At 51.2% G+C, this 11,101-nt stretch carries 18 protein-coding genes and 1 other RNA gene; 10 read left to right on the forward strand and 9 right to left on the reverse strand.

The window, feature by feature from the left end; translation table 11 throughout:
* Together IBX50_RS13045 and IBX50_RS13050 are read right to left on the reverse strand one after the other, a co-directional pair.
* Positions 1 to 985: ATP-dependent helicase C-terminal domain-containing protein (locus IBX50_RS13045; RefSeq protein ID WP_292256486.1), on the reverse strand; the 985-nt coding region annotated here is incomplete at its 3' end.
* A 32-nt stretch (positions 986 to 1,017) separates the two neighbouring features.
* Complete coding sequence (locus IBX50_RS13050; protein ID WP_292256487.1) at positions 1,018 to 1,248, reverse strand: hypothetical protein; 231 nt, start codon at positions 1,246 to 1,248, stop codon at positions 1,018 to 1,020.
* Positions 1,249 to 1,378: 130 nt separating this feature from the next.
* On the opposite strand from IBX50_RS13050, the gene recN reads away from it, so the two are divergent.
* Positions 1,379 to 3,034 carry a DNA repair protein RecN gene (gene recN, locus IBX50_RS13055; RefSeq protein WP_292256489.1) on the forward strand — a complete coding sequence of 552 codons (1,656 nt, stop codon included), beginning with the start codon at positions 1,379 to 1,381 and terminating at the stop codon, positions 3,032 to 3,034.
* A gap of 23 nt (positions 3,035 to 3,057) precedes the next feature.
* On the opposite strand, the gene fur is transcribed toward recN, so the two are convergent.
* A complete protein-coding gene (fur, locus tag IBX50_RS13060; RefSeq protein ID WP_292256491.1) occupies positions 3,058 to 3,465 on the reverse strand; it encodes a ferric iron uptake transcriptional regulator in 408 nt (135 codons plus the stop codon).
* Positions 3,466 to 3,575: 110 nt separating this feature from the next.
* Here fur and bamE point away from each other — a divergent pair, with 110 nt between their 5' ends.
* Positions 3,576 to 3,911: an outer membrane protein assembly factor BamE gene (gene bamE, locus IBX50_RS13065; protein ID WP_292256492.1), complete on the forward strand. Its 336-nt coding sequence runs from the start codon at positions 3,576 to 3,578 to the stop codon at positions 3,909 to 3,911.
* Positions 3,912 to 3,928: 17 nt separating this feature from the next.
* On the opposite strand, the gene IBX50_RS13070 is transcribed toward bamE, so the two are convergent.
* Positions 3,929 to 4,249, reverse strand: a complete 321-nt coding sequence (locus IBX50_RS13070; RefSeq protein ID WP_292256494.1) for an RnfH family protein — start codon at positions 4,247 to 4,249, stop codon at positions 3,929 to 3,931.
* A complete protein-coding gene (locus IBX50_RS13075) occupies positions 4,230 to 4,673 on the reverse strand; it encodes a type II toxin-antitoxin system RatA family toxin (RefSeq protein ID WP_292256496.1) in 444 nt (147 codons plus the stop codon). Before IBX50_RS13075 ends, IBX50_RS13070 begins: the two co-directional genes overlap by 20 nt.
* 110 nt (positions 4,674 to 4,783) lie before the next feature.
* On the opposite strand from IBX50_RS13075, the gene smpB reads away from it, so the two are divergent.
* The 3 genes from smpB (at position 4,784) to IBX50_RS13090 (ending at position 6,497) form a co-directional block, all read left to right on the forward strand.
* The gene (smpB, locus tag IBX50_RS13080; RefSeq protein ID WP_292256498.1) at positions 4,784 to 5,269 is read left to right on the forward strand and encodes an SsrA-binding protein SmpB; all 486 of its coding nucleotides are present in this window, start codon (positions 4,784 to 4,786) and stop codon (positions 5,267 to 5,269) included.
* 60 nt (positions 5,270 to 5,329) lie between these two features.
* Positions 5,330 to 5,692, forward strand: a transfer-messenger RNA (tmRNA) gene (ssrA, locus tag IBX50_RS13085).
* 382 nt (positions 5,693 to 6,074) lie between these two features.
* Positions 6,075 to 6,497 carry a restriction endonuclease gene (locus IBX50_RS13090; RefSeq protein WP_292256500.1) on the forward strand — a complete coding sequence of 141 codons (423 nt, stop codon included), beginning with the start codon at positions 6,075 to 6,077 and terminating at the stop codon, positions 6,495 to 6,497.
* A gap of 83 nt (positions 6,498 to 6,580) precedes the next feature.
* Here IBX50_RS13090 and IBX50_RS13095 read toward each other — a convergent pair whose 3' ends face one another.
* Both IBX50_RS13095 and IBX50_RS13100 read right to left on the reverse strand, forming a co-directional pair.
* Positions 6,581 to 6,928 carry a hypothetical protein gene (locus tag IBX50_RS13095; RefSeq protein ID WP_292256502.1) on the reverse strand — a complete coding sequence of 116 codons (348 nt, stop codon included), beginning with the start codon at positions 6,926 to 6,928 and terminating at the stop codon, positions 6,581 to 6,583.
* A gap of 46 nt (positions 6,929 to 6,974) precedes the next feature.
* The gene (locus IBX50_RS13100; protein ID WP_292256516.1) at positions 6,975 to 7,070 is read right to left on the reverse strand and encodes an ATP-binding protein; all 96 of its coding nucleotides are present in this window, start codon (positions 7,068 to 7,070) and stop codon (positions 6,975 to 6,977) included.
* On the opposite strand from IBX50_RS13100, the gene IBX50_RS13105 reads away from it, so the two are divergent.
* A complete protein-coding gene (locus IBX50_RS13105) occupies positions 7,035 to 7,268 on the forward strand; it encodes a hypothetical protein (RefSeq protein WP_292256518.1) in 234 nt (77 codons plus the stop codon). The two genes, IBX50_RS13100 and IBX50_RS13105, sit on opposite strands and share 36 nt — an antisense overlap.
* 151 nt (positions 7,269 to 7,419) lie before the next feature.
* Here the strand turns inward: IBX50_RS13105 and IBX50_RS13110 are convergent, their stop codons facing one another.
* The gene (locus IBX50_RS13110; protein ID WP_292256504.1) at positions 7,420 to 7,731 is read right to left on the reverse strand and encodes a helix-turn-helix transcriptional regulator; all 312 of its coding nucleotides are present in this window, start codon (positions 7,729 to 7,731) and stop codon (positions 7,420 to 7,422) included.
* Positions 7,732 to 7,842: 111 nt separating this feature from the next.
* Between IBX50_RS13110 and IBX50_RS13115 the strand changes: the two genes are divergently transcribed.
* The 3 genes from IBX50_RS13115 (at position 7,843) to IBX50_RS13125 (ending at position 9,753) form a co-directional block, all read left to right on the forward strand.
* Complete coding sequence (locus IBX50_RS13115; RefSeq protein WP_292256506.1) at positions 7,843 to 8,922, forward strand: XRE family transcriptional regulator; 1,080 nt, start codon at positions 7,843 to 7,845, stop codon at positions 8,920 to 8,922.
* Positions 8,903 to 9,412 carry a DUF3368 domain-containing protein gene (locus IBX50_RS13120; RefSeq protein WP_292256508.1) on the forward strand — a complete coding sequence of 170 codons (510 nt, stop codon included), beginning with the start codon at positions 8,903 to 8,905 and terminating at the stop codon, positions 9,410 to 9,412. Before IBX50_RS13115 ends, IBX50_RS13120 begins: the two co-directional genes overlap by 20 nt.
* 107 nt (positions 9,413 to 9,519) lie before the next feature.
* Complete coding sequence (locus IBX50_RS13125) at positions 9,520 to 9,753, forward strand: DUF2188 domain-containing protein (protein WP_292256510.1); 234 nt, start codon at positions 9,520 to 9,522, stop codon at positions 9,751 to 9,753.
* A 66-nt stretch (positions 9,754 to 9,819) separates the two neighbouring features.
* Here IBX50_RS13125 and IBX50_RS13130 read toward each other — a convergent pair whose 3' ends face one another.
* Positions 9,820 to 10,047 carry a helix-turn-helix domain-containing protein gene (locus tag IBX50_RS13130; protein WP_292256512.1) on the reverse strand — a complete coding sequence of 76 codons (228 nt, stop codon included), beginning with the start codon at positions 10,045 to 10,047 and terminating at the stop codon, positions 9,820 to 9,822.
* A gap of 670 nt (positions 10,048 to 10,717) precedes the next feature.
* Here IBX50_RS13130 and IBX50_RS13135 point away from each other — a divergent pair.
* Positions 10,718 to 10,966, forward strand: coding sequence for a reverse transcriptase domain-containing protein (locus tag IBX50_RS13135; protein WP_292256514.1), 249 nt, complete (start codon positions 10,718 to 10,720; stop codon positions 10,964 to 10,966).
* Positions 10,967 to 11,101 lie beyond the last annotated feature (135 nt).

The following is an 11,101-nucleotide window of genomic DNA, read 5'->3' on the forward strand; positions in this document are numbered from 1 at the left end:
GTACCCGACCATCAACCAGTCTGGGAGTTTCTGTCTGCCCGAACAACTCCTGCAGCTTAACCGCCATCACCGGCTCATCACCGGAATAATCCAGCAACACCCGTGAACCACTGGGAACTTTAAGATGCGTGGGAGCCAGTCGAGCCAGAGCCTGTTGCTGCTGCCAGTCCAAACTCTGCAATAACCATTCACCCAGCGGCGCCTTTTCCAATTGCTCCATGCGCGTCATGCCTTCCAGTCGGGGCAACAGCCAAAGATCAGCCGACTGTAATAACTGCTGATCATTAACATCCGGCCAGGGATCTCCCAGCACTCGATTTAATAAACGCAATCGCCCCAGCAGCTGTTGATCCGTTGCCGACCAAGGCAACACGCCTTTTTGTTGTAGTACCTGCAGTAGCACGCTGGCGGCTTTTCCTTCCGGCAGTTTTTGCAGGGGGCGACGCATAAACACCAGCTCGCCAATGGCTTTGATTTCTTCGCCCACAACACGGCCCGCCACCTCATCCCAATTCACTCTAACCTGCCACTCTGTTGCCTGCGGGTAATGCTGTGCCACCAGTTCAGCCGGTACAGCTGCAGTCTGAAACACCCTTGCGCCGCTCACCTGTCCATCCAGCTCCACCGCCACCAACCACTCATTTTTTGCCAGCGGATGTTCTGCCGCTAACAATGCCTGACCACCTGTGACCAACTTAAACCGACCATCACCCCGAGACTGAGCCAGCCGATCAGGGTAAGCCGCCAGTAACAGTTGCGGCAGTTCAGCAAGATCGACCGGCTCCAATTTGCAATTTGCACGCCGCGCCCACTGCTGAGCTGCGCGATACCAGCGTCCGGCAGCGCCTTCACCCACCTGACGTGGGCGCTGTTCCAACAGGTGCAACAGATCAATATTTTGGGTCGGAAGGCGCTCCTCCAGCAAGGACACCAGCCAACAAGCCAGCGGCAGGGCTTTTATTTCCTTCGCTGTATTCAGCAGCACTGCCAGTCGCGGATGGGTTGGCCAGTGCCCAATTAACCCGCTGCCAGACGTGCCGCAACACGACGCGGCTCCAGCAACAACCAGCGCCCTTGATTGCTGGAGAAAGTATTTAACAGCGCCAGGGGCACACGGGTGGTCTTGCCGGCACCGGGCTGAGCCACCAGCAGACAAGAGTTGCCTTCTTGCAGGGTGGTCACCACCTTCGCCAGAACGGCGTTGATCGGTAATTCACCCGATGACGGGGCAGAAAAAGGTTTAATCACTTAACCACATGACTCCATTGATGTTTTGGGAGACAACTCAAAAAACCGGTTAATTTGCACCAGCAACAGCTTGTCGGCATCCGATCTGTGAGGTATAAATATTACTGTATAAATTATCAGGAGCGGCATCATGCTGGTCAGTCTGAGCATCCGTCAACTTGCAATTGTAGAGCACCTGGAGCTTGAGTTTCGTAACGGCATGACCGTTATCACCGGTGAAACCGGAGCCGGGAAATCCATACTGCTGCAGGCACTTGGGCTGGCTCTGGGTGATCGTTCAGACGCAGACAGCATTCGCCATGGTGCCGCGCGGGCGGAAATCACCGCCAGCTTTGATCTCAGCAACCTGCCACTGGCGCGCGAATGGATGAATGCCCATGATCTCGATCCTGAAGAGTGCATCCTGCGTCGCAGCCTGCTGCTGAATGGCCGCTCCAAAGCCTGGATTAATGGTCAACCCTGCCCGGTTCAGCACCTAAAAGAGCTGGGTGAGATTCTACTCGATATTTACGGACAGCATGCTCATCAGACCCTGTTGCGTCGGGAAACCCACCTGCAGATTCTGGATCAGTATGCCGGTCTGCAGCAGCAAACCCATGAACTTGGCGACCTTTACCGTAGCTGGAGCCAAACACGCAGAAAACTCAACAACCTGCGCCAGCAGGATGATGCCCAGCGCGCCCGTATTCAGCTGTTACGTTATCAAGTTGAAGAGCTTGATCAGCTGGCATTGCAGGTTAATGAACTCAGTGAACTGGAAGCCGAACAGCAACAACTGGCCAATGCAGAAAGTTTGATTCAGACCGGCCAGCAGGCGCTGGATTGTTGTGACCACGAGGAAGGTGGCGCACTGCAGTTACTGAACCGTGCACTGAGCCAGCTCGAAGGATTACAAACACCTGCATTGGGTCAGGTGGTTCAGATGCTGGGGGAGGCTCAGATTCAACTGCAAGAAGCCAGCCGAGAACTGGAGTATTATACCGGCAGCATCGAAATAGACCCTGTACGCCTGCAGTGGGTCGAAGAACGCCTGAATAATATTTATCAAACTGCACGTAAACACCACCTGCAAGCGGAAGATTTGCCAGGGCTGCATGCACAATTAAAAAAAGAGCTGGGTGAACTGGATGGTGATGAAAACAGCCTGGATCAACTCAGCAAAGAGCTGAACGAATTGACGGAAGCTTACCGCAATGTAGCAGGGCGACTGCATCAGGATCGCCAGGCAGCAGCTGCAACACTGGAGCAGGCCGTGGATGAACAGCTAGCCTATCTGGGTATGGAAAAAAGCCAATTCCGTGTGGACTTTAAAACCCTGGATCAATTCCATCCCCATGGCATGGATGACTTGGAGTTTTTGATTGCACCCAACCCCGGGCAACCGGCCAAACCTCTGGTACGCATTGCTTCTGGTGGTGAGTTGTCACGTATCAGCCTGGCAATTCAGGTTATCACCGCCAGAACCACCAGCATCCCCACACTGGTTTTTGATGAGGTGGATGTAGGTATTTCTGGGGCTACAGCAGAAATTGTTGGCCGCCTGCTGAAAAAACTGGCTTCGCGCGGTCAGATCCTGTGTGTCACTCATTTGCCACAGGTGGCCGCTCAGGGTGATCAGCATCTGCATATCCAGAAACAGACCCACGGAGACTCAACACTTACCCAGATGGCTTTACTCGACGAAAAAGGACGAGTTGCCGAGCTGGCAAGAATGCTGGGAGGGATCAAACTCTCGAATCGGACACTGGCTCATGCCAGAGAAATGCTCAAGGGAAGCCGCCATTAAGGCTGCAACCGGACAACACTAACTCAGCGCTTTTTGCGCACGTAAAGAACCAGCGCGTGATCAACCAGTTCCAGCCCATGTTCTTCGGCTAGCTGGTGCTGACGTCGCTCAATGGCAGAATCAAAAAACTCAATCACTTCACCAGTATCCACATTTACCATGTGGTCATGATGATCTTCTGCAGACAGTTCAAAAACTGCATGGCCACCATCAAAGTTGTGTTTGTCCACCAGACCCGCCGCCTCAAACTGGGTCAGCACCCGGTAAACCGTGGCAAGCCCTACATCTTCACCTGTCTCGATCAGCGCCTTGTAAACATCCTCGGCGCTCAGGTGGTCTTCTGAATGGCGCTCCAGCACCTGCAAAATCTTGATACGTGGCAAGGTCACCTTAAGACCGGCTTTTCTTAATTCCTGGTTTTCATCGGCCATCAGAATTCTCTTTACCTAAGTGATCAGAATGCTTCGCTGAAGTGCAAAGTTTTAAGTATCATATACAGGTGACTATTATTCACTGAAGCGAATCAGAGTTAAACCCATTAATGATGAAAAAACCGACCAAAATACTCGCCTTTGTACTTTTTACACTGCTTCTAGGTGGCTGCAGCTGGATTAGTCCCTTCAAGCAGGATATCCAGCAAGGCAACATTCTGGATGAAGAGGCTATTTCACAGCTGAAAACTGGCATGAGTGAAGAACAGGTGCTGTTTCTACTTGGCAGTCCGCTGCTGACCGCTCCAGGCAACCCAGCGCAATGGGATTACATCTATCAGATGCGCAAAGGCACCGACCTGATCAAGCGTGAAACGCTGCGTTTGGAATTTCAACCTGACGCAAGTGGCAGTCAGCGTCTGAGTAAAATTGACCACCAGCCGTGAAATCCGGCTGGATTCAATTACTCCTGTCCGGCCTTTTTTGCTGCTCTGGTAGCACGTGATGCCTTGGGGTCTGCAATCAGTGGCCGGTAAATTTCTATCCGGTCACCCTCACGCACCAACTGCTCTTCAGGTTTCATCACCTGCCGACCAAAAATCCCCAGCTTGGCTGTTTGCAGATCAAGCCCTGAGAAATGCTGCTCCATACCGGACATCAACACGGCATCCCTAATGCAGGTTTCTTGTGGCACTTGCAAGGTCAGAATTTTTTGTTTTTCCGGCAGGGCATAAGCCACTTCTAAAGTCAGCATATTCTCTGCATCATCCTGCGTATTTGCCATACACCTCATCCGCACGTTTGACAAAAGCATCCACCTGGCTGGCCGCCATCTGACTGAACAAGGGTTCCAGCACCCTGGAGACCAGTCGACCGGCCACCTCAAACTCAAGATCAAAAATAACTTTGCAGGCTTTTTCACTGAGTGGTTGAAAAATCCAGCGCCCCTCCAGCTTTTTAAAGGGGCCATCCACCAGCTGTAACTCAATCCGCTCGGGATCAAACAACTCATTACGGGTGGTGAAGCGGTACTTCATGCCTGCCTTGGCAAGCTCCAGCTCACCCACCAAATAGGACTCCTCTCGATGAATCAGGCGAGCATCACTGCAACCGGGAAGAAATTTAGGGTAAGATTCACAGTCATTGACCAGTTCAAACATTTCTTTCGCCGAATGCATCACTAAAGCAGAGCGACTGATACGGCTCATAATTCACTCCAATTCACATCAATGTGCTGTGAATTCTAACATGAGCCAAGACGCCTGCACCTATGCTGACGGTCTTTTGCGACAACTTACCACCATGAGCCAAGCCAGTTATGGGTAAAACATCCAAGAAAAAGCCCGACAGCAACACCATTGCCGTCAACCGCCGGGCGCGACACGAATACCATATTGAAGAAACCTTTGAAGCCGGACTGGTACTGTCCGGCTGGGAAGTCAAAAGCCTGCGCGCAGGGAAATGCCAGCTGACCGACACCTATATTTTGATCAAGGACGGTGAGGCCTGGCTGCTGGGTTCTCACATCACCCCGTTACTCAGTGCTTCTACCCATGTGGTGGCTGATCCAACACGTACCCGCAAACTGCTGCTGCACCGCAAGGAGATTGCCCGGCTGGTCGGACAGATCAACCAGAAGGGGTTCACCTGTGTGCCGTTATCAATCTACTGGAAGGGCAACAAGATCAAATGCCAGCTGGCTTTGGTGAAAGGTAAACAACTGCACGATAAACGCGCCACGGATAAAGATCGTGACTGGGATCGCCAGAAAGGCCGCATCATGCGGGAAAGAAATAAAGAGTGAACTTTTTGTTTTGTGGATGGTTTAAACAAGGGAGTGTGATAGAATCCACCAACACTTAAAGGGGACGTCCTGGCTTCGACGCCGGTAGCAAAACCTAAGGTGCATGCCGAGAGGGAAGTGACTCTCGTAAATCAATTACTTCAAACATTATAGTCGCAAACGACGACTCTTACGCTCTAGCCGCTTAAGGCTACTCATGAAGCCATGTTGCCTATCGCCGGTGAATTGAGACTATTGAGCGCAGCCAGATAGGATCGCAGCAATGATCGCCTTCGTCGGCGCTGCTAAAACTCAATCGAAGGATCGCTGAAGGGTATCCTGTTCGTCGGAGACCTGCCAGTTAAAACAAATGACGAAACTAAGCATGTAGATCCAAGGGCAGAGTGCCGACGGACGCGGGTTCAACTCCCGCCGTCTCCACCAATTGAAAAAGGTGAACTGATCTCAGTTCACCTTTTTTTATGCCTGCACCCCGCGCTACAGGCCTTGTGTGGCAAGGGTTTACGGACTTCGCCATCGCTGTAATCGCGGACTTCTGCCGGCAATTCTTCTCTGAATGGCCGAATACTCTCAGTGCCTCTCCCCACACCGCTAGACCCAAGTCCATGAGCTGAGAACAGAGAACCCTTTGAAATCAGTAGCTTATTGTCGGACTCAGGAAAGGAGTTTGATTGATAAATTGGCTGGGCGAAGGGAAATGCATCATTCAAAACAGCTACATGATTAAGTTGATAAGTAGCCAGCGAAGAGCGTTCATACGAGCTGCATTTGTAATTGAAAGTTACATCATATTCTGATTGAGGAAATGAGCCCTGACGCCTTTGAGCGGCTTACACAACGGATGCTCAGAGAATCGGGCTTTGTTCATGTCGATGTCACCGGCCGTACCGGTGATGGTGGCATCGATGGCAAAGGCATCGCCAGAATTAATGGCTTGATGAGTTTTCACATCGCTTTTCAATGCAAAAAATACAAAGGCTCTGTGGGCGCGCCGGAGATTAGGAACTTTCGAGGTGCAATTGTCGGTCGCGCGGACCGAGGCATGTTCATTACTACAGGAAGCTTCACCAAGGCAGCTATTGAAGAAGCCAATCGCGATGGCGCCGCCCCCATTGATCTAGTGGATGGCGACCAGCTTGCAGACAAATTGAAAGAGCTGGCTTTAGGGGTAAAAACAGAGCTTGTTGAAAAGGTCACCGTTGAGCCGGAATGGTTTTTAAATTTGTAGTTGGTATTCATAAGGGAGTGATTCATGCGTTTCATTGCAAACCGAATTAATGGAGTACATTTACGAGATGTACTGCCTGCCCCCTACACATTTATTTCAACCTGCGTTTCAATCAAGTTTTCAATAACCGAATAGATATCAATGCTCTCATCAGGAACGTCAATACTGACAATTAAGCTGTAGCGAACAGTATTTTGCCAGCGGTCTTGTGCGGTTCTATATTTCCACCAGCCACCCACTGGAAAAATCGCAATGGTATGCATATCCGCAAGATCTGCTGCTGGCCCAGCCCAAGTATCCACATGCAAAGAACCTCTGGTTCTTAATTGCGGACCAAGCGTCCAACCGTCATTATTGCCTTCTGGGCCTTCATATTCATCACTGTTTGCCACGCCATTAACATAAGCATGAAAGTTTTTGTCAATGGCCATTTATTTTGACCCACCTTTGGCCAATAAAATTGACCCACCTGGTGCGTTAGTTGGTTAACTTTTCTTTCAGTCGATAGCTTTCTCCTCCCAGCATGAAGATGTGTGAATGATGGATGATCCGATCCACGATGGGGATGGCCACATTGTCGCTGTGGAAGAACTCACCCCAGTCGGTGAAGTCCTTAGCTACATCAGCCGGATGGTTAACCTGACCACATTGGCGCCAGATATTGTCGAGGCGATTTTGGACGACCAACTGCCGCCTAATATCACCCTGTTTGATCTGGCGGTGGATCCGCCAAGGTTGTGGTCGGAACAGCGAGAAAGGCATATGGTTTGAAATGTCGTTGATTGTTAAACCCTAGGTTTAAGTATCACGACAATTCCAAACCCATCACCTGAAACTAAACGTCGGCAAATCCTGATAATTGCCGACATTTAGCAACATCATGGGGCTGGCTACCGAGCGGGAGGTCAGATCACACACTAGGTCAGTCGTCTTCCAATAAACCACGCCAAGGATCTTCGTTCAATGCTCCGGCTAGGCTTGCTTCATCAGGTGGAGAGCTATCCAACGCACGCCGCACCGCTTGCGCTTTGTCCTTTGGTATCAACATCAGCTCGCAATTCAGCCCCAATGCAATGAGTTCAAGCGTATTCAACCTAGGGTTGCCCTGCGCCTCAAGTCGTTGAAATTGCTGACGAGACATGCCGACCCGCAGCATCATGTCACTCTGCTTCAGCCCCAGAGCTTTGCGACGACTCTTAATTTGGCTCAGTAGAAAATTAAGCCCTGTAGTCATATATGTTGCCTAATCAAAGCAGCTGAAAACATCGGTGGCGTAAAATTGCGGCTTGGTTTAAAATTACATTATTTTCATTTATTTTTTAAACTGAAATATTTAGGAGGCGTCATGATCGCAGATCGAATTCGGCAAGCTCGACTTGCAGCTGGATTGACCCTTGGTGCGCTGGGCGAGCAGGTCGGAGTGTCACATACTGCCATTCAGAAATACGAGAAAGGCCTGGTAACACCGTCGTCATCTCAACTATTAAAGCTAGCTCGCGCCTGCGGCATTCGTACCGAGTATTTTTTTCGTACCCACTCGGTCGACCTCTTGCAGCCCGAATTCCGAAAGTTGGCGACTTTTGGTAAGACTGCGCAAGATGCACTTAAAATCAAAGTCACTGAGCTGGTTGAGAAACGAGTCGAGTTGTTGGGCTCGTTTCCTGAATCGCCACTACCCAAATTTCGCGCGCCAGAAAATCTGCCGGATCAAATCCTTTCTTTAGATGACATAGAGGCCTTTTCCGAAGGTGTTCGGACTGCCTGGCAACTGGGAATGAACCCCATTGCTGACTTAACGGATACCCTTGAGGGGCTGGGTTTGTTAGTGATTGTTGTTGACGAGGAAAACCCTGGTTTTTCAGGGCTTACTGCCACTGCGCGCACAGACGATGGCCGAGAATATCCTGTAGTAGCAGTTTCTAATCGTTGGCCGGGAGATCGGCAGCGTTTCACTCTGGCGCACGAATTGGGTCATCTCTTGCTTCAAGGACGACTTGCCGATGATGTGGACGAGGAGAAAGCCTGTGACCGATTTGCAGGGTCGTTCTTAGTTCCACGGATTGCTGTTTACCAGTTGTTGGGGCAGCAACGCCATGCAATTGAATGGCAAGAACTCAATGTGCTGAAGCGTGAATTTGGGCTGTCAATGGCAGGATGGCTTCAGCGAGCAAAGCAATGTGGTGTCATTACTGAGCACATGCACTTAGCGATGTTTAAGCGTTTTTCCGCCAAAGGCTGGCGCAAATGTGAGCCAGGCGAGCCGTTGCCCAATGAGTTCCCGCAGCTATTTCAACAGCTGGTGTACCGAGCCTTGGCCGAACAATTTATTGCAGAAAGCAAGGCTGCAGAACTACTAGGCATCCCGATGATGCGCTTCCACAAAGAACGCCAGCTGGAGTCATCGGATGCGGTTGCTCATCAGTGATGCCAATATTTTAATCGATATGGAGTCGGGAGCGCTGATGGATAAGCTCTTTGCTCTGCCGATGCAATTTGGCATCCCTGACCTCCTGTACTACGAAGAAATCGAACCCGGTACTCCGGGATTAGATGACTTGGGATTGCAGGTCATGGAAGTGGATGGCGGATGGGTAAACTACGCTCAAAGCCTGCCTGCGCAATACAACCATACACTGCCAGCAAAAAACGGCCCCAAGCCTACCCATAACGATTACTTGGCGCTGGCGCTAGCAAAGCAAGAGGAGTGCACTTTATTAACTGGCGACACCAACCTCAGAGTTGTCGCCGGCAAAGAGAAGGTCACTGTCATGGGCACAATTGGTCTGCTGTGCGCGATGGTCGAAAACCAGCTATTGACGGTCGATGAAGCGATTGCGGCACTGAATAGAATGAAAGAAGGAAAACGCCGATTGCCTTGGCCTGATGCTGAAAAAATTCTTAATAAACTGAGATAGTTAGGACTGAATGTATCAGATCCATTTACCGAGTCGTTTTGTTGAGCCAGCGACATGGCTCTTTCATCAGTAATAATGCTTGTTTCATACACCAAGTGGAGGCAACCATGCCAAAGAAATTAGGAACTCATCATGTAGTCCCGAACGCCGATGGTGGCTGGGACGTTAAAAAAGGCGGAGCTTCCCGTAGCAGCGGTCACTACGATCGTAAGCAAGACGCGGTGGATGCTGGACGCAAGATAAGCCAAAACCAAGGCACTGAATTTTACGTCCATGGGAAGGACGGCAAAATCCAGAACAAAGACAGCCATGGGAATGATCCACACCCGCCCAAAGGATAACCAATCCTCGGATCAGATGGCGCAAACATAAAGAACGCGCCATTGATTGTGGGGCTAAGCGCGTCTCTAGGCCGACGGAACAGAGCGGATCTGCTGCTTGGTTTTGGGGCTGCTGGTTGACTGCCTCAGGCAGCTTTCCTCAAAGGCTTCGACATCGACCTGGCGATACATTACTCGACCGCGCAGCTTCAGAAATTGCGGGCCAATGCCTTCAGATCGCCAGCGTTCAAGGCAGGCCTCGCTGACGCCCCATCGGTTGGCCAGCTGCCGCTGGTTCATATGCAATACTTCCATTTCGTTCACCTCGTTGTTGTTTGCGGGAGGCCATGAACGCTCGTAGCAGGAAGGGTTGCAAGCTATTTAGGGTATTTGCAGGCAAAGCACTGGCCTGACGAACAGAAACCTCATAGGAGGCGGTCGCAGCGGGTAAGGAGGCGATTATCTCCAAAGCCCGATACTGATCCAAAAGCTGCGGACGTAAATGAGGCAGGCATAAGTGTGAAGGTCACGCGCATTACCCTGGGAGGTCTGTTGCTCTGCCAACAGGCTATTCATGCTGCGAGGCATGGAGATGGAGCAGCAGAAGTCAGCAGAGGCCATAGTAGGTTGCTGACCGGCAACTGAAGGGCTGAACATGAAGTACGCAAGGGAGCCTTTACTTTTCGATGTGTGGAAGGCGTTGTAGAAAAGAAGCGGTAAACCCCGCTCGCCCAAATGAAACGATGGGGTGGAATCCTCAGGATCGGCCTTGGGTCGCAACAAACCACACCGGCAAAGCAGAAGACCACTCCTGAGGGGGCTGATATGGAACTGATGTCAGCGATCATCGAACCCAACAACATGCACCTGGCTTACCGACGCGTGACCCGCAACAAGGGTTCCGCTGGTGTCGATGGAATGCGTGTCGAACAACTCAAAGCCTACCTGCAACAGTACTGGCCAACCCTGAAGCAACAACTGCTGGATGGTCATTACCAACCATATTCTCATGTCACGGCTGGCTCGCAAGATCAAAGACAAAACCCTGCTGAGCCTGATCCGTCGTTACCTGCAATCCGGCATCATGACCGGAGGTGTGGTCTCAGCGAGAACAGAAGGCACGCCGCAAGGTGGTCCGCTGTCCCCGCTGCTGTCCAACATCCTGCTGGACGAACTGGATCAGACGCCACCTGCGCAAAATTTTGTGGAGGCTGCATATTCTGCCCCATCGTGAACACTCATTCTGGCTCAACGTGAACACCCGTTCTGATTGAAGCCGGTTTCGCCTCCCCCCAACCGCTCTCGATCGGGAATTTGTGACTGCTCCCCGCCCTAAGCGCTAAAGCGCCACGGGCGAGGCTTCCAACTT

This window comes from Marinospirillum sp. (assembly GCF_014859565.1).